The sequence below is a fragment of the Denitrobacterium detoxificans genome (assembly GCF_001643775.1).
Lineage (GTDB): Bacteria > Actinomycetota > Coriobacteriia > Coriobacteriales > Eggerthellaceae > Denitrobacterium > Denitrobacterium detoxificans.
In genome coordinates this window covers 1673079-1689640 of record NZ_CP011402.1, presented here as the reverse complement: position 1 = coordinate 1689640, position 16562 = coordinate 1673079, and the positions used below count along the sequence as shown (strand labels likewise).

General features: G+C 58.5%; 15 protein-coding genes and 4 tRNA genes. 15 read left to right on the top strand and 4 right to left on the bottom strand.

What is annotated here, in order from left to right; translation table 11 throughout:
- Positions 1–202 precede the first annotated feature (202 nt).
- Both AAY81_RS07160 and AAY81_RS07155 read right to left on the bottom strand, forming a co-directional pair.
- Positions 203–1474, bottom strand: a complete 1272-nt coding sequence (locus AAY81_RS07160; RefSeq protein ID WP_066663221.1) for an aspartate aminotransferase type Ic — start codon at positions 1472–1474, stop codon at positions 203–205.
- 77 nt (positions 1475–1551) lie between these two features.
- Positions 1552–3177 carry a sodium/proline symporter gene (locus AAY81_RS07155; protein ID WP_066663215.1) on the bottom strand — a complete coding sequence of 542 codons (1626 nt, stop codon included), beginning with the start codon at positions 3175–3177 and terminating at the stop codon, positions 1552–1554.
- Positions 3178–3424: 247 nt separating this feature from the next.
- Between AAY81_RS07155 and AAY81_RS07150 the strand changes: the two genes are divergently transcribed.
- The 11 genes from AAY81_RS07150 (at position 3425) to rplA (ending at position 9428) form a co-directional block, all read left to right on the top strand.
- The gene (locus tag AAY81_RS07150; protein WP_066660379.1) at positions 3425–4798 is read left to right on the top strand and encodes an ISL3 family transposase; all 1374 of its coding nucleotides are present in this window, start codon (positions 3425–3427) and stop codon (positions 4796–4798) included.
- Between the two features lie 227 nt (positions 4799–5025).
- Positions 5026–5110, top strand: a tRNA-Tyr gene (locus AAY81_RS07145).
- Positions 5111–5115: 5 nt separating this feature from the next.
- Positions 5116–5191: transfer RNA gene (locus AAY81_RS07140), tRNA-Thr, on the top strand.
- Positions 5192–5230: 39 nt separating this feature from the next.
- A tRNA-Met gene (locus AAY81_RS07135) sits at positions 5231–5307 on the top strand.
- Positions 5308–5390: 83 nt separating this feature from the next.
- Positions 5391–6593: an elongation factor Tu gene (gene tuf, locus AAY81_RS07130; protein WP_066663213.1), complete on the top strand. Its 1203-nt coding sequence runs from the start codon at positions 5391–5393 to the stop codon at positions 6591–6593.
- 109 nt (positions 6594–6702) lie between these two features.
- Entirely contained in the window at positions 6703–6852 is a 150-nt protein-coding gene (gene rpmG / locus AAY81_RS07125) for a 50S ribosomal protein L33 (RefSeq protein ID WP_066663211.1), read from the top strand.
- Positions 6853–6866: 14 nt separating this feature from the next.
- Positions 6867–6942 (top strand) — tRNA-Trp (locus AAY81_RS07120).
- 91 nt (positions 6943–7033) lie between these two features.
- Positions 7034–7456 (top strand): preprotein translocase subunit SecE, encoded by a 423-nt coding sequence (secE, locus tag AAY81_RS07115; RefSeq protein ID WP_066663209.1) that lies wholly within the window; start codon positions 7034–7036, stop codon positions 7454–7456.
- Between the two features lie 3 nt (positions 7457–7459).
- Positions 7460–7990 carry a transcription termination/antitermination protein NusG gene (gene nusG, locus AAY81_RS07110; protein WP_066663207.1) on the top strand — a complete coding sequence of 177 codons (531 nt, stop codon included), beginning with the start codon at positions 7460–7462 and terminating at the stop codon, positions 7988–7990.
- A 146-nt stretch (positions 7991–8136) separates the two neighbouring features.
- Positions 8137–8628 (top strand): 50S ribosomal protein L11, encoded by a 492-nt coding sequence (rplK, locus tag AAY81_RS07105; RefSeq protein WP_066663204.1) that lies wholly within the window; start codon positions 8137–8139, stop codon positions 8626–8628.
- 89 nt (positions 8629–8717) lie between these two features.
- Complete coding sequence (gene rplA / locus AAY81_RS07100; protein ID WP_066663201.1) at positions 8718–9428, top strand: 50S ribosomal protein L1; 711 nt, start codon at positions 8718–8720, stop codon at positions 9426–9428.
- A gap of 267 nt (positions 9429–9695) precedes the next feature.
- On the opposite strand, the gene AAY81_RS07095 is transcribed toward rplA, so the two are convergent.
- Complete coding sequence (locus AAY81_RS07095; RefSeq protein ID WP_066663198.1) at positions 9696–10271, bottom strand: GNAT family N-acetyltransferase; 576 nt, start codon at positions 10269–10271, stop codon at positions 9696–9698.
- A 171-nt stretch (positions 10272–10442) separates the two neighbouring features.
- On the opposite strand from AAY81_RS07095, the gene AAY81_RS07090 reads away from it, so the two are divergent.
- Together AAY81_RS07090 and AAY81_RS07085 are read left to right on the top strand one after the other, a co-directional pair.
- Entirely contained in the window at positions 10443–11762 is a 1320-nt protein-coding gene (locus AAY81_RS07090) for an ammonium transporter (protein WP_066663195.1), read from the top strand.
- A gap of 18 nt (positions 11763–11780) precedes the next feature.
- Positions 11781–12119 (top strand): P-II family nitrogen regulator, encoded by a 339-nt coding sequence (locus AAY81_RS07085; RefSeq protein ID WP_066663192.1) that lies wholly within the window; start codon positions 11781–11783, stop codon positions 12117–12119.
- A gap of 167 nt (positions 12120–12286) precedes the next feature.
- Here AAY81_RS07085 and AAY81_RS07080 read toward each other — a convergent pair whose 3' ends face one another.
- Complete coding sequence (locus tag AAY81_RS07080) at positions 12287–13666, bottom strand: sodium:proton antiporter (protein ID WP_074777211.1); 1380 nt, start codon at positions 13664–13666, stop codon at positions 12287–12289.
- A 205-nt stretch (positions 13667–13871) separates the two neighbouring features.
- Here AAY81_RS07080 and AAY81_RS07075 point away from each other — a divergent pair, with 205 nt between their 5' ends.
- Both AAY81_RS07075 and rpsA read left to right on the top strand, forming a co-directional pair.
- Positions 13872–15074 (top strand): nucleoid-associated protein, encoded by a 1203-nt coding sequence (locus AAY81_RS07075; protein ID WP_066663189.1) that lies wholly within the window; start codon positions 13872–13874, stop codon positions 15072–15074.
- 252 nt (positions 15075–15326) lie between these two features.
- Positions 15327–16550 (top strand): 30S ribosomal protein S1, encoded by a 1224-nt coding sequence (rpsA, locus tag AAY81_RS07070; RefSeq protein ID WP_066663186.1) that lies wholly within the window; start codon positions 15327–15329, stop codon positions 16548–16550.
- Positions 16551–16562: the final 12 nt, after the last annotated feature.

Genomic DNA, 16562 nt, shown 5'->3' with positions numbered 1-16562 from the left:
ATCCGCGGGCAACCCCGGGCAGCGCGCAGTAAAAGCATGAACCAGCGAGCGCACGAGCACGGCCTCCGGACGCAAAAAGGAAACGCCCGGAATACCCGAGCGTTCCCAATCATTCACAGCAGCGCACCGTGCGAGCAGCGGAGCGGGGCGTGCCCCACGGGGCATCCCGCCCAGCCCGCGAGCGGATTAGTGGATTAGCAGATTACACCAGCTTCTCAAGCACAGCAATCTTGGTGCAGCAGCAGAACACTTCGAGCGCCTGTGCAAGTTCTTCTACAGGGGGCAGGGAAGGCGCAATGCGAATTACCGCATCGTTGGGGTCCTTGTGATAGGGGAAGGGTGCGCCAGCTCCCGTGAGGGTGACGCCCGCTTCGCGTGCAAGCTCGACGATGCGCTTGGCGGTACCTTGGGGACCGGTGAACGTTACGAAGTACCCGCCACGCGGATGCGTCCACGTGCAGCCCGTGCCTTCCAGTTCACGGCTGAGCGTCTCCTCTACCAGGTCGAACTTCGGGCGCAGCAGCGCAGCATGCTTTGCCATATGCTCGGCAATGCCTTCGGCATCGTGCAGGAAGCGCACGTGACGAAGCTGGTTCAACTTGTCGTGGCCGATGATTTGCACGTTCATGAGCTTGGTGATCTCGGCGATGTTCGCTTCGCTCGATGCCATTGCCGCAATGCCCGCACCCGGGAAGGTAATCTTGCTGGTGCTGGCAAACTTGTAAGCACGGTTGGGGTTGCCAGCGGCTGCGCATGCGCGTGCGATGTCGGCAACGTGTTCCTGCTCTGCTGGGTCGGAAGAAAGATGATGTACGCAGTAGGCGTTATCCCAGAAGATGCGGAAGTCATCGGCTGCCTTCATGTTGGCCAGGCGCTCAACGACTTCGTCGGAGTACGTGCAGCCCGAGGGGTTGGAATAGGTGGGTACGCACCAAATGCCCTTGACGCTCTCGTCGGCGGCAAGCTGCTCAACGGCGTCCATATCGGGACCGTCTTCGTTCAGCGCTACGTTGATCATTTCGATGCCGAAGAGCTCGGTAATCGAGAAATGGCGGTCGTAGCCAGGAACGGGGCAGATCCACTTCACGGTATCGAGCTTGCCCCAGGGGGTGCAGCCCTGCGTGCCAAATGCCCAGTTGCGGGCAATGGCGTCATACATGAGGTTCAGGCTCGATTCTCCGCCTACGATGACGCGGTCGGCTTCGTCGTCGAGCATGGTTGCCATGAGCTCGCGCGCTTCGCGAATGCCCACGCCAACGCCGTAGTTGCGGCAATCGGTGCCGTCGGCGGCCTGCAGATCGGATGCGGCATTGAGCACGTTGAGCATGGGGGCACTTAGGTCGAGCTGGGCGGAAGAGGGCTTACCGCGCGCCATGTTCAGCGAGAGATCCTTTGCTTTCCACGCGGCGTATGCGCGCTTCTGTTCGTCGAGCAACGTGCTGCATTCTGCTGAGCTGAGGTCGGCGTATGACATGGTCGGTTCCTTCTTCCGTGTTGCCTTATAAAAAGGGGACGTCCTTTGACGTCCCCAAAATGATATACCGCGTGGTTTTAATCGTTCAGCGTCATGCCGTCTTCTAGCACGACTTCCATATTCCGCTCCTTGCTGACGTCGTGATTCTCGTAGCGGTCGAAGTCGGCGAGAATCTCGGGGCTGGGAGCGGGGGTGAGCTTCGATACGACGTAAATGGCTAGGCAGCTAAGCAGGAATGCGGGCAGCAGCTCGTAGATGCCGAAGACGCCACCGAGGGGCTTGATGAAGTTGTGCCAGATAAGCACCGTGGCAGCGCCCGTGAGCATGCCGGCGATGGCACCCTGCTTGGTGGTGCGCTTCCAGTACAGAGAGAAAAGCGTAAGCGGGCCAAACGAAGCGCCCAGGCCGGCCCATGCGTAGGATACGACCGTGAAGATGACCGAATCCTCGTTCCACGCCACCAGGATGCCGAAGAGCAGCACGACGGTAAGCGTGATGCGGGAGACGATCAGCACCTGCTCGTCGGTGGCGTCCTTCTTGAAGATGCCGCGGAAGATGTTTTCGGCAACCGAAGAGCCCGTAATAAGCAGGTAGGAAGAGGCCGACGACATGGATGCTGCCAGAATGCCCGAAACCACGATGCCGCACATGAATGCCGGCAGCATGACCTGCGAGAGCATGATGAAGATGCTTTCAGCCGAAGAGCTGGTTACGGCACCGCCCAGAAGCGTGGGGAGAGCCTTGCGTCCGATAAGGCCAATGAGCACGGCGGCCAGCATGCTGATGACCACCCACACAACGGCAATGATGCGCGATTGCTTTACTTCTTCTTCGCTGCGGATGCCCAGGAAGCGCACGAGCACCTGCGGCATGCCGAAGTAGCCCAGGCCCCAGGAGAGCGTGGAGATGATGGTGAGCACGCCAAAGGGCGTGGGATCGTCGAAGAGTGGAGTGCCGTCCATGGCCATCTGCGCGCCCGATTCATCGAGCAGGGGAGTGGCCACCGAGGTGGCGGAAAGGAACCCGGGGATATCGGAAAGGAAGGCTGCGGTTGCCTGTACGCCGCCGGCCATGGTGATGGAGCCAATGACGACTACCAGGAGCGCGAAGAACATGAGGCAGCCCTGCACGAAGTCGGTGGCTACAACGGAGAGGTAACCACCCACCATGGTGTACATGAATACGATGAGCGCGCCAAACACCATCATGACGGAATAATCCCAACCGAAGAGGGTGTGGAAGAGCTTGCCGCACGTTACGAAGCAGCTACCCGTGTATACGCAGAAGAACAAAAGGATGATGACGGCGGCGATGGTGCCCACGATGTTCTTGGAGTCGTGGAAGCGGTTCGAGTAGAAGCCGGGGAGCGTGATGGAGTCGTTGGCCACGACGGAGTAACGGCGTAGGCGCTTGGCTACGAGTCGCCAATTGAGATATGTGCCAATGGCCAGACCCACTGCCGTCCAGCCAGCTTCGCCCGCGCCCGTGAAGAAGGCCAGACCGGGAAGACCCATGAGCAGATAGCCCGACATGTCGCTTGCCTCGGCGGAAAGTGCGGTGAACCAGGGGCCGACTTTCCTGCCGCCCAGGAAGTATTCCGATGCCGACGAATTCGATCGCTTGGCGTAAATGAAGCCAATAGTGAGTACGGCGATAAAGTAAATAAGTATCGCTACGACAACAAGGCTGTCCGAGTTTTCCATCATTCCCCTTACTTATATATATGTATGAAATCGTTTACGAATTTCACTTCCCAACACATGGCATTACATTATAGAGCAACGTAAAAATGGGCTCTTCGGTGGTTTCTGTGGGAGAGATTCCGGCATAGGCCCAGCTCAGCGGGCGAAAACAACGATCTGGAACTGAAACGGCCCCGGGAGGGGCCGTTTCCGCGTCATCCGCCTATGATTGCTAAGCCAAATTCAGACAACCGAAGAGGTGTGACGCATGAAGAGTCTACTACTTCTCGCCCTCGGTCTGGCCCGCACGGTCGTCCTGGGCGCGCGCATCGAGGCCGAGCGCATCGTCGTGAGCGTCCGGCCCTACAAGCGCGAGCAGCGCCGCTGCCCCGTATGCGGCAGGGCCTGCGACTTCTACGACATGGCGAACCGCGGGGCCCCCAGGCTGTGGAGGGCGATGGACCTGGCGCGCTCGGCCTGCTACCTGGAGTACGCGCCCTGCAGGGTGCGCTGCCCGGAGCACGGCGTGCGCACCGAGGCCGTCCCCTGGGCGCGGCACGGGGCGCGCTTCACGCGTGACTTCGAGGACTGGGTGGCGTGGCTGGCGGTCCGCTGCACCGCCTCGGCGGTCTCCGAGCTCGCCCGCGTCGAGTGGCACAGCGTGGGCGGCGTGTGCAGGCGCGTCTACGCCGAGCTGGAGGCCGCGCGCGGCGCCTCGAGGTTCGACGGCGTGCGCCGCATCGGCATCGACGAGACGTCGTACAAGAAGGGCCACAAGTACGTCACGGTGGTCGTCGACCACGACCGCGGCTGCCTCATCTGGGCGCACGAGGGCACCGGCAAGGACGTGCTCAACCTGTTCCTCGACGAGCTCACGCGCGAGCAGAGGCGCGCCATAGAGGTGGTGACCGCCGACGGCGCGAGGTGGATAAGGCAGCTGGTCAAGCGCCGCTGCCCCAACGCGAGGTGGGTCATGGACCCCTTCCACGTGGTCCAGTGGATGAACGACGCGCTCGACGCCGTGCGCTGCGAGGAGTGGAACGCCGCCAGGGCCGCCGCCAGGGCCGCCAGGCCCAGGCCCGAGGGCAAGCGCGGCAGGCCTGCCAAAGGCGAGCTGCCGCCCGAGGAGGTCAGGGCGCTCGAGGAGGAGGCGGCCTCCATCAAGGGCAGCCGCTACGCGCTCGTGAAGAACCCCGAGGACCTCACCGACGGCCAGAGGGCGAGGCTCGAGGCGCTCAAGAAGAGGGCCGGCTCGCGGCTGGTCAGGGCCTGGGAGCTCAAGGAGGACCTGCGGGCCGTCTTCCGGGCAGCCGACGGCTCCGAGGCCGCCGAGCTGCTCGACGACTGGATGCACAGGGCCGCCTACTGCAAGATCGCCAAGGTCGTCGCCGTGGAGAAGAAGGTGCGCCGCCGGCGCGACGACATCATCGCCGCAGTCGAGCTCGGCATCAGCAACGGGCGCGTAGAGGCCATCAACAACAAGATCAAGGTGACGGTGAGGATGGGCTACGGCTTCCGCAACACCGACAACCTCGTGGCCCTGCTCATGCTCAGGTGCGGCGACTGCCAGCCCCAGCTCCCGGGTCGCCCGGTGAAGGCGAGGAAGAAGGGCGTGAAGGGAGCGAAGAGCGTTGCTGCCTAGGCTAGCCCCTTGTCACACAAACTACCGAAGCCTCTAAAAATGCCTAACATATATATGATGACGTGGGCACATGTTGCGGGTAAACGGAGGAATCGTGGAGATACACCCGGGGGCGTGTAAGCTGTTGACACGACTTCGGAGCTAGCGTATTATTCCATCTGCTCGCGCTTCGGGTGAAACCGAAAAACGAGCCGCAGCTTGAAAATTGCACAAGTTAAGCGAAAGATGGGCGTGTGCCCGAGTGGTTAATGGGGACGGGCTGTAAACCCGTTGGCTCTGCCTACCTAGGTTCGAATCCTAGCGCGCCCACCATCTTTGCCCGTGTAGCTCAGTAGGTAGAGCACTTCGTTGGTAACGAAGAGGTCACCGGTTCAAATCCGGTCGCGGGCTCCATCTATTGCTTTATCGAGAACATCGTTCTCTTTTGCACCTGGCGGTGTAGCTCAGTTGGTTAGAGCACACGGTTCATACCCGTGGCGTCACTGGTTCGAATCCAGTCACCGCTACCATAGATACTTCTACTGCTTACGCAGTCTTTATTTTTAGCTCATAAAACGCCCCAGTAGGGGCGTTCTCATTGAAGGAGGATTTCATGGCTAAGGAAAAGTTCGAGCGTACTAAGCCGCATGTAAACATCGGCACCATCGGTCACGTTGACCATGGCAAAACCACGCTCACCGCTGCCATCTCCAAGACCCTGTCCAGCAACGACGGGTCTCACGGCACCGCTCATGCTGACTTCACGGCCTTCGAAGACATCGACAAGGCTCCTGAAGAGCGCGAGCGCGGCATTACCATCTCCATTGCTCACATCGAGTACGAGACGGACAAGCGTCACTACGCTCACGTTGACTGCCCCGGCCACGCCGACTACGTCAAGAACATGATCACCGGTGCTGCCCAGATGGACGGCGCTATCCTGGTTATCGCTGCTACCGACGGCCCCATGGCCCAGACCCGCGAGCACATCCTGCTCGCCCGTCAGGTAGGCGTGCCCTACATCGTGGTCTTCCTGAACAAGTGCGACATGGTCGACGACGACGAGCTGCTCGAGCTCGTTGAGATGGAAGTTCGCGAACTGCTGAACTCCTACGAGTTCCCCGGAGACGACACCCCGATCATCCGTGGTTCTGCTCTCAAGGCTCTGGAAGGCGACGCTGCCTACCAGGAGAAGATCTGGGAGCTCATGGACGCTGTCGACTCCTACATCCCGACGCCTGCTCGCGACACCGACAAGCCCTTCCTGATGGCTATCGAAGACGTTATGACCATCACCGGTCGTGGCACGGTTGTTACCGGTCGTGTTGAGCGCGGTCAGCTGAAGGTTGGCGACGAACTGGAAATCGTCGGCATCCGCGAGACCACCAAGACCACCTGCACGGGTGTTGAGATGTTCCGCAAGCTGCTCGACGAGGCTGAGGCTGGCGACAACATCGGCGCTCTGCTCCGTGGCGTGAAGCGCGAAGACGTTGTCCGTGGCCAGGTTCTCTGCAAGCCCGGTAGCGTTACCCCGCACACCGAGTTCAAGGGCCAGATCTACGTTCTGACCAAGGAAGAGGGCGGCCGTCACACCCCGTTCTTCGATGGTTATCGTCCGCAGTTCTACTTCCGCACCACCGACATCACCGGTGTTGCTCACCTGCCCGAGGGCACCGAAATGGTTATGCCGGGCGACAACGTGGAGATCAAGGGCGAGCTCATTCACCCGGTCGCCATGGAAGAGGGCCTCAAGTTCGCTATCCGCGAAGGTGGCCGCACGGTTGGTTCCGGTCGCGTAACCGAAATCATCAAATAACTTCAATGAGGTTAATGGAGAGGGCTCACGCTTGTGGGCCCTCTCTTCCACGCTTAACTTATCTGTGCAGTTTCAAGTCATAGCAATGTGAACATAAGGAGTAAAGTAGATGCGTACGTTGGTCACCCTGGCCTGCACCGAGTGCAAGCGCCGTAACTATACGACCAAGAAGAACAAGCAGACCACTCCCGATCGCATCGAGTTGAAGAAATATTGCAAGTGGTGTGGACATCACACGCTGCATAAGGAAACTCGTTAGAGGATGTGCATAATAGGCCAGTAGTTCAATTGGTAGAGCGTCGGTCTCCAAAACCGAAAGTTGAGGGTTCGAGTCCTTCCTGGCCTGCCAGCTTGTTTACGAGCAGCTTTAACAGGCTGCTTGTTTGGCGTTATAAGAAGTTGAATACGGTCTGCAAAAATACAGACTTTGAAGGGTAAAGATGGCTAAGAAATCAAAGACGCAACGCGCTAAAGCTTCTGCCCGTCGTGCTGCGCGCAAGGCGGATGTCGAGCAGAACGCGCAAGTTGCGGCCGAAGATTCGACGCAGGAAGCCTCTTCCGAAGAGAAGAAGGGTCTTTTCAAGCGTTCATCTCGTTCCTCAGAAGAGAAGAGCACGAAGCAGGCTTCTGAAGCTGCTTCGAAGTCTTCCGAAAAGAAGCCCGCGAAGGCTCCCAAGAAAGATGGGTTCTTCGCTGGCGTTCGCGCTGAAATGAAGCGCGTTACGTGGCCTACCCGCCAGGACGTACTCCGCTGGAGCGGGGTTGTCGTGGGTGCGCTGGTCTTTTTTGGCGTGTACGTTTTCATTCTCGACAACTGGATCGTAACGCCCCTGCTTGTGGCAATTTCGTCTCTGGGAGCGTAGAACATGGCTAAGAAGTGGTACGTTCTTCATACCTATTCTGGGTATGAGAACAAGGTCAAGCAGAATCTCGAGCTTCGTATCGAGACGATGGGCCTGGAGAACAATGTCTTCGCCATCGAGATTCCCATGGAGACGGTCACCGAAATCAAAGAAGGTGGACGCCGCGTTGAATCCGAGAAGAAGGTCTTCCCGGGTTATGTGCTTGTTCGCATGGAGCTCGACGACCGCAGCTGGGCTGCAGTCCGCAACACTCCTGGCGTAACGGGTTTCGTGGGCAGTCAGCAGACGCCCGCTCCGCTTACGCGCGAAGAGTACAACAAGATCATGAAGCGCACTTCTCACGAAGCTCCCCGCAAGACTTCCACCGATCTGGAAGTGGGGCAGACCGTGAAGGTCGTCGACGGTCCTCTGGCCGAGTTCGACGGTGTCGTTTCTGAAGTATCGCCTGAATCCAACAAGGTCAAGGTTCTGGTTTCCATCTTTGGTCGCGAGACCCCGGTGGAACTCACCTTCAACCAGGTTTCCCGCATTTAGGCGTATGGCCGCCTTTGTTCAGGGCGGCTGAACAGGGAAAAGACAATACGCTAGAGCGTGCCCTCGTGGACAGGGGCTTCTCATGTTCGAGCGTTTGTTGATATGAACTATTAGGTAAAGACTTCAGCTGAAAGGAAGCTTTTACAATGGCTGATAAGAAAGTTGCGGGCTTTGTAAAGCTGCAAATCCCGGCTGGCGCTGCCAACCCCGCGCCTCCGGTAGGCCCGGCACTGGGTGCCCAGGGCGTTAACATCATGCAGTTCTGCCAGGCGTTCAACGCCCAGACGCAGGAACAGTCCGGTACCATCATCCCCGTCGAGATCACGGTCTACGAGGACAAGTCCTTCACCTTCGTGTGCAAGACGCCTCCGGCGGCTGTGCTCATCAAGGAAAAGCTGGGCCTCAAGAGTGGTTCCGGCATTCCGCAGCTCAAGAAGGTCGGCGAGCTCTCTCTCGACCAGCTGCGCGAAATCGCCGAAATCAAGCTGCCCGACCTGAACGCCAATGACATCGATGCCGCTATGGAGATCGTGGCTGGCACCGCTCGCTCCATGGGCGTCACCATCGAGGGTCGTGCCCCGAAGAAGACCTACGTTGCTACGCGTAAGCTCCAGGCTCTTCTCGACGCTCAGAACTAACACTCTGAGATTTAGGTTGTTATCCGCGTAAGCGGTTGTAAACAGTGGGAGAGCCCAAGCGCTCGACAATACCACGGAAGGATTTAGAAATGGCTAAACTCACCAAGAAGCAGAAGGCTGCTGCCGAGAAGATCGAAGAGGGTAAGCTGTACGCTCCTCTGGCGGCTATGAACCTCGTGAAGGAAATCGCTACCGCGAACTTCGACGAGACCGTTGAGGCTCACTTCCGTCTGAGCATCGACACCCGTCAGGCTGATCAGCAGCTCCGTGGCACCGTAAGCCTGCCCAACGGCAGTGGTAAGACGGTTCGCGTTGCTGTGTTCGCCGAGGGCGAAGCTGCTCGCGCTGCCGAGGAAGCCGGCGCCGACATCGTTGGTTCCGACGACCTGGTTGCCGACATCCAGGCTGGCAACATCAACTTCGACGCCACCGTTGCTACCCCCGACCAGATGCCCAAGGTTGGTCGTCTGGGCCGTATCCTTGGTACGCGTGGTCTTATGCCGAACCCCAAGCTGGGCACGGTTACCAACGACGTTGCCAAGGCCGTTAAGGAACTCAAGGGTGGCCGCGTTGAGTATCGCGCCGACCGCTTCGGCATCTGCCATGTCATCATCGGTAAGGCAAGCTTCTCCGCTGAGCAGCTCGCAGAGAACTACGGCGTTGTGTACGACGAGATCCTGCGCATGAAGCCTGCTGCCGCCAAGGGCAAGTACGTGAAGTCCATCACGGTTGTGTCCACGATGGGTTCTGCGGTTCCCGTCGATTCCGCCGTTCAGCGTGAATACACTGCGGCTGAATAAATTACTTTCAGCATAAACCGCTTAAGGGCCGGGGCTTTTGCCTCGGCCCTTTTTGTGTATGGGGGGGGGAGGTAGTAAGGGGAGGTGCCTTAGAGCTAAAGGGCGAATAGCGTTTCCGGGGACAAGCCCCAGATGCACTATTCGCCCGCCAAGTCCCAGCATTACGGCATCGCAATACGGTCCTTAGCCGAGCGTATTAATCTGGCATGACAAAAGGGGCGCTGACAATGTCAGCGCCCCTGCTGCATTAGGTGGCGTGTGAGCGCTCTAAGCGGAAGCTAGGGCAACTTCCTTCGCCATAATGTAGTCGATCATGTAGAAGCCCTCGCCAATATCAGCATCGGTTTCTTCCATGATCTGGAAGCCGCGACCCTTGTAGGCGCGCAGCCCAAGCTCGTTGCGTCGGTTGACCATGAGGTACATGACGGGCAGGTTCTCGTTTTGGCAGAGCCGCTCGTAGAACTCGATTACACGACTGGCGTAGTGTTTGCCACGTGCGCGAGGGTACAGGTAGATCTTGCTGATGAACAGACGGTGCTTCCACGTGGCGTCTACGACGGGGCTATGATGGAACGGCTTGTCGTGGGCTTCGTCGCCTGTCATGCGCTCGATGTCGCAACCCGTGTAACCAGCAATGCCATCTTCGTCTACCAGAAGCCAATATTGGTAGCCATCTTCGAGAATAGCCTTTTTCAGCGCCGGTACGCTCTGCAGCGTGTTGACCATGTAGTCGGTCTGTTCCTGGCCGATGATGGGCGGCCAGTAGCCATGCCAAATCTCATGTGCTACGCGAGCCAATTCCTCGATGTCGTTTTCGGTTACAGCGCGAAACTCCAATGCCATGTGGTAATCATCTCCTTCGTGCGTCTGCGTGCTTGTTTCCAGTGCGTAACGACGATGCTTCCATCGTGTTACCAGATGCGTACTCGCAGGTTAATAAACCGTTTGCTCGCCTTCTTCACTTCTAACGGATGGGATTATGACAGACGTTAGAGAAAAGTGGAAGGAGTAAATATGCTTGATACAGGTTCTTCTGGGTTCATGCTGGTGAGCGCCATGCTCGTCTTGCTCATGACCCCGGGTCTCGCCTTTTTCTATGGTGGTTTGTCGCGCCGCAAGAACGTCATCAACACTATGTTCATGTCGTTGGCCGCAATTGGCATCGTGGGTGTCGTTTGGGTAATCTGCGGGTGGTCGTTCGCCTACGGCGGAGATGGCTCGATTCCGTTCTTCGGTGGCTTCGACCAACTGGGTTGCGTAACCGCGGTGCAAGATATGCTGGCGGAAGCGAACGGGACGGCTACGGCATTTACGGCCCTCTCTGGCGAAGCTGCTCTCGACGCCACGGCGTCTGCTTCGTATCCTGCGATTATCGACATCGTGTTTCAGATGGCCTTCGCCATGATCACCACGGCTATCATCACCGGTGCCGTGGCGGGGCGCATGAAGGTGGGCGCCGTCATGGCGTTCTGCACCATCTGGGTCGTGCTCATTTACGCTCCGCTTGCCCATATGGTGTGGGGTGGGGATGGTAGCTTCATCGGCGACATGATCGGTGCACTCGACTTCGCAGGCGGCGATGTCGTGCACATCTCCTCGGGTCTTACGGGCCTGGTGCTCTGCATTCTTCTGGGTAAGCGCCGCGGATTTGGCATGCTGAGCTACCGTCCTCACAACGTTCCGTTCGTGTTCCTGGGTGCCACGTTGCTCTGGTTTGGCTGGTTTGGTTTCAACGCGGGTTCTGCCTTCGCCGACAACGGCACGGCGGGGCTGGCGTTGTTGAACACGGTGGCGGCTTCTGCGGCGGCTTCGTTGTCTTGGATTGGCTTCGAGCGCATCCTTACGGGGAAGTGCACGCTCACGGGTGGTGCGACGGGCCTGGTTGCCGGTTTGGTCGTCATTACGCCCGCAGCGGGCTTCGTGGAGCCCCTCGCAGCCGTGTTCATGGGCCTCGTAGTTTCGCCTATCTGCTATCTGGCCATATCCCGCATGAAGGCAAAGCTTGGCTACGACGACGCCCTGGACGCGTTTGGCTGCCACACCATAGGTGGCATCGTGGGTGGCGTGCTTACCGGCATCTTCTGCGTACCCGAGCTTTCCTGGACCGAGAACGGCGGCCTGCTCTACACGGGTGATCCAAGCCTCCTGTTCGCGCAGGTGCTGGGCATCCTCGTTACCGTTGCCTTCGTGGCGATTGGAAGCCTTGTTATCGCCCTTGTCGTGAAGGCCCTGTTTGGCGGCTCCCTGCGCGTGAGCGAGCATGATGAGGGGCTGGGCATGGACGTTATCCAACATGGCGAATCTGCCTACCCGGCATTTGTTGGTCTTGACTAGCGGAAAGGCGTGAGGAATATGAAGAAGATTACGGCGGTCGTCCGTCCCGAGCGACTGGAAGCGGTAAAGGAAGCGCTGTTCGATGCGAAGGTCAGCGGCATGACCATTAGCCAGGTGCAGGGCTGTGGCAATCAGCATGGCTGGAAGGAATACTATCGCGGCACGGAAGTTCTGCTGAATATGGTTCCGAAGGTGAAGTTCGAAATCATCTGCGTCGATGATGAGGTGGATGGCATCATCGAAATCATTCTCGACGTGGCGCATACCGGCAAGGTAGGCGACGGCAAGATATTCGTGTTCCCCTGCGAAGAGGTTGTGCGCATTCGCACGGGGGAGCGGGGGAGCAGCGCCTTGTAGTCCTCCCTGGACTCGTTTCCATCCCATGGCCCCTCAGGCGTGGTTGGCGAGGTGGGCAGGAGGGATTGTCCCCGCTCCCAGCTGCACCGAAAAGAGGCCATATGTAAGAACCCCCTGTGACTCATGTGAATCGCAGGGGGTTCGATTGTTCGTTTCTGACGTTGCGCCTAGAGGAAGAACACGATGCTATCGAGGATGAACAGCGGTATGAGGATTGCTGCCGACCAACCCATGTAATGGAAGAAGCTGGGCATCTTTACGCCGGCTTTTTCGGCGATGTTCTTCACCATGAAGTTGGGTGCATTGCCAATGTAGGTGTTGGCGCCCATGAATACGGCACCAGCGGAAATGGCGAGTAGGATGCGCGGGTCGACGGAGCCGACCGTCGTGGCTACGGCATTCGCGGCGTTGGAGCCAATGGCGCCTGCCGTGGTAAGGAATACCACGTAGGTGGGCGAGTTGTCCAGGAACGACGAAAGCAGGCCCGTGGACCAGAAGAACGCCAGCGGGCTGTCGACGCCCAGGGAGCTGCCATTGGTACGCAGCAGGGCGAGCGCGGGAATCATCGTGATGAAGATGCCGATGAACAGCTTGGCGACTTCGGCGATGGGGGCCCACTCGAACTTGTTGTCGGCACGCAGCTGGTGGCTGGTGGTGAACCAGGAGCCAGCCATGGCGGCCAGAATGAGTACGATCTGCACGACGTAGTCGACGCCGATATGCACGCCTTCCACGTCGATGCCGTACGTGGCACCCGTAGCGGGATCGATGAACATTTCCATCTGGGGGATGGTGCCGTTCAGAATGACCGCAAGGATGATAAGCGCCAGGAAGAAGAAGTTATGCCATCCCTCGATGCGGATGGGGGTGCGCTCGTCGGCTTCGTCCTCGAGCTTCAGGGCTTCTAGGCCCTCCTTGCCTTCCTTCTTGATGAAGTGGCGATCGATGAGGGCAAACGCCACGAGCATGATGACCGTATTGAACAGCAGGATGACCCAGATGTGCTCGAACGTCCAGAAGAAGGGAATGCCGCGCAGATAGCCCAGGAACAGCGGGGGGTCGCCCAGGGGCGTAAGGCAGCCGCCAATGTTTGCCACCAGGAAGATGAAGAACACGACGATGTGAGCCTTGTGACGACGCCACAGGTTGGCACGCAGGACGGGGCGAATGAGCAGCATTGCCGCGCCCGTGGTGCCCACCCAGCTTGCGATGATCGTGCCGAGTGCCAGCATGATGACGTTGTTCTTCGTGGTGCCTACGATGGTGCCCTTTACGTGGATGCCGCCGGCAACCGTGAAGAGGCCCAGAAGCAGCACGATGAACGGTACGTAGTCTCCCAGGATAGTTTCCGAGAGCGATTCGGCCGCTACGCCGAAGCCGTATACCGCAATAAAGGGAATGAGGAAGATCGCCGACCAGAACAGTGCTACAGTGAGCTCGTTCTTTTCCCACCACTCGGGTTTGACGAGGGGGAAAATGGCGATAGAGAGAAGCATTCCCACGAACGGGATGATGCTCCAGATGGGCAAAGACGCTCCGATATCCATATAACCAACCTATTCTTTCGCGTCTGACGTGCTGTATTGCACACGTGATTATCTTTTCTATTTTAGGAATGATGCCAATATCGCGCAACCGCAGTAACTCTGTGCTTTGTTGGTTTGGGGGCGTACGCGTGTGGTGCCGCTCTGATATTCTAGGCGGGTTGCAATTACCGTGCCCGCTGGCACGCCGAATACTTCAGGTGTAAGCATGAGAATCAATCACGCCATTTTGCATATCTGCGATTTCACCGCGTGCGAGAACATCTTTTCCCCGCGCGAGATCGATTTGTCCGATAAGACCGCGAAGAACTACGTGATGCGTCACGTGCGCAAGGCGTTGGGTAATCTGGACAACAAGCGAGGTTCGTTCGTGGAGGGTAGCGGCTTTGCCACCGAACTGCGCAATTACTTCAGCGACACCTCCACGTTCGTGAGCCTTTCCACGGAAATCGCCGAATTCATTTCCACTGAACTGGGTCATTCCGAAAAGCCCATCTCCACTGACATTCTCATCGTGGACTTCGAGGATGACACCGAGCTGAAGCGTGCCGCGAAGGCCGCTCGCGAAGCAGCCGCCGAGGCCGAGCTGCAAGAGATGGAAGACGAGGCTGACGAAGGCGTGGAGCCCAGTGACGAAGTAGAAACCTCCGAAGCCGAGGAGTGTCCGTTCGATCCCGACCCTGTTGCGGATACCGCAGCCCAGCGAGCGTTCGATCATGCCACGGGCTTTTCGGGCCCGCTGCCTCGCTACTTTGCCATCATTTTGCTCGACAGCAAACAGGCCTACGTGCATGAAACGCGCTACGACGACGAGGGCGAATTCAATAGCATCGCTCGTCATCACGCGGTGCTGCCCAACCCGTCGCAAAAGCTCGCTTCGTATGCGCTTGTGGACTTGCGATCGCTTGCGGTGCAGTTCGTGGACAAGAAGCGCAACATAGCGGGAGAGGATTGCTTCCTCATTCCCGACAAGCTGCTGCAATGCACGCAGCAGGCTTCGAGTCGCGAAACCATTGCCGCGGTGACCGAGATCGTCGAGGCGGTGGCCGACGAATATGGCGAGAATCCCACCGTTGCCCTGTCTCGTGCGAAGACATACGTTTCGGAAAACGTGTCCGACGAGGACGAAATCGACTTGGATCAGATGGCCGAGGCGGTGTTTGAGGATTCGCCGGCTCGTACGCGTTTCGAGCAGGCTGCGGCTGCGCAGGAGATACCCGAGCACGTGCCCATCGAACGCGAGGCCGCTCAGCGCGTGGTGCGTCGGCACAAGATTCGCACCGATACGGGAATCGAGGTAACGTTCCCCGCTGAATACGGGCAGAACCCCGAGTACATTACGTTCACGAGCGAATCGGACGGAACGATTTCGATTGGCCTGAAGAACATTCTGCACATCGAGAACCGTTAATTGCGCCGTTGCGACCTGGCATTCCCTGTTAGTGGTGTAGGGCGCGTGTGGAACGTTTCCACTTGAATAATTCGCGGGTACGCCCCGCGTTCGCTGTGCTACAATAGCACGGCTTAGGTGACAGTAGTCATCAAGCAGGTAATATTGGCCCCCGAGACATGTTTTGCCTGTCGCCGCAGAGCGGTGCCGTGAACATGGTACAGAGCACGCAATCATGACGAAGGGTCCCCGTAATTATGAAAGGGGTCCATTTTGACCGAAATCAAGAACCCGACCGTTATCGATTTCGAGGACATCTCCGACGAGCAGATGAACGCGATGATCGATGGCACGTTGACCGACTTTGACGAAGGCGATCTGGTCGACGGCACCGTGGTCAAGATCGAGCATGACGAAGTGCTGGTCGACATCGGATTCAAGAGCGAGGGCGTCATTCCCTCCCGCGAGCTGTCCATCCGCAAGGACGCCGATCCTTCCGACATCGTGAACATGGGCGACAAGATCGAAGCCCTCGTTCTCCAGAAGGAAGACAAGGACGGTCGTCTGATCCTTTCCAAGAAGCGTGCCGAGTACGAGCGCGCCTGGATCTCCGTCGAAGAGAAGTTCAAGGCTGGCGAGACGGTTACCGGCGAGGTTATCGAAGTCGTCAAGGGTGGTCTCATCCTCGACATCGGCCTGCGTGGCTTCCTGCCCGCTTCCCTGGTCGACCTTCGCCGCGTGAAGGATCTCGACATGTACCTGGGCACCAGCCTGGAAGCTCGCGTCATCGAAATGGACCGCAACCGCAACAACGTTGTTCTGTCCCGTCGCGTGCTGCTTGAAGAGGGCCGCAAGAACGAGCGTGCTGAGATTCTGTCCCGCCTGTCCAAGGGCATGCGCCTGAAGGGCACCGTTTCCTCCATCGTCGACTTCGGCGCTTTCGTCGACCTCGGTGGTATCGACGGTCTGGTTCACATCTCCGAGCTCTCTTGGAGCCATGTCAACCATCCCAGCGAAGTCGTCAAGGTTGGCGAAGAGGTCGAGGTCGAGGTTCTCGACGTCGACCTGCAGCGTGAGCGCATCTCCCTGGGTCTCAAGCAGACGAAGGAAGATCCCTGGATCAAGCTGGTCGAGAACTATCCCGCTGGCAGCATCATCGACGGTAAGGTCACCAAGACGGTTCCGTTCGGCGCATTCGTCGAGCTTGGCCCCAACGTCGAGGGTCTGGTGCACATCTCCGAGATGTCCAACAAGCACATCGAGACCCCCACGCAGGTTGTGCATGCGGGCGACGATGTAAAGGTCAAGGTTCTGGAAGTGAACACCGACCGTCGTCGCATCAGCCTCTCCATGAAGGCCGCTGCCGAAGAGCTGGGCATCGAAATCGAAGTTGCCGAGCCCGATCCGGCTGCCCTGGAAGAGAAGGCTGCTCGTCAGGCGAAGCGCGCTGCTGAGCGTGCCGCCCGCGAAGAGGCTTCCGAGCAGGCTGCTGAATAGCAACAAGCTAGC

Coding starts and splice junctions, on each gene's coding strand:
- secE (WP_066663209.1), top strand. CDS start 7,034: ATGGCTAAGAAATCAAAGACGCAACGCGCTAAAGCTTCTGCCCGTCGT.
- AAY81_RS07150 (WP_066660379.1), top strand. CDS start 3,425: ATGAAGAGTCTACTACTTCTCGCCCTCGGTCTGGCCCGCACGGTCGTC.
- AAY81_RS07155 (WP_066663215.1), bottom strand. CDS start 3,177: ATGGAAAACTCGGACAGCCTTGTTGTCGTAGCGATACTTATTTACTTT.
- rpmG (WP_066663211.1), top strand. CDS start 6,703: ATGCGTACGTTGGTCACCCTGGCCTGCACCGAGTGCAAGCGCCGTAAC.
- AAY81_RS07085 (WP_066663192.1), top strand. CDS start 11,781: ATGAAGAAGATTACGGCGGTCGTCCGTCCCGAGCGACTGGAAGCGGTA.
- nusG (WP_066663207.1), top strand. CDS start 7,460: ATGGCTAAGAAGTGGTACGTTCTTCATACCTATTCTGGGTATGAGAAC.
- AAY81_RS07095 (WP_066663198.1), bottom strand. CDS start 10,271: ATGGCATTGGAGTTTCGCGCTGTAACCGAAAACGACATCGAGGAATTG.
- AAY81_RS07090 (WP_066663195.1), top strand. CDS start 10,443: ATGCTTGATACAGGTTCTTCTGGGTTCATGCTGGTGAGCGCCATGCTC.
- AAY81_RS07075 (WP_066663189.1), top strand. CDS start 13,872: ATGAGAATCAATCACGCCATTTTGCATATCTGCGATTTCACCGCGTGC.
- rplA (WP_066663201.1), top strand. CDS start 8,718: ATGGCTAAACTCACCAAGAAGCAGAAGGCTGCTGCCGAGAAGATCGAA.
- rplK (WP_066663204.1), top strand. CDS start 8,137: ATGGCTGATAAGAAAGTTGCGGGCTTTGTAAAGCTGCAAATCCCGGCT.
- AAY81_RS07080 (WP_074777211.1), bottom strand. CDS start 13,666: ATGGATATCGGAGCGTCTTTGCCCATCTGGAGCATCATCCCGTTCGTG.
- AAY81_RS07160 (WP_066663221.1), bottom strand. CDS start 1,474: ATGTCATACGCCGACCTCAGCTCAGCAGAATGCAGCACGTTGCTCGAC.
- tuf (WP_066663213.1), top strand. CDS start 5,391: ATGGCTAAGGAAAAGTTCGAGCGTACTAAGCCGCATGTAAACATCGGC.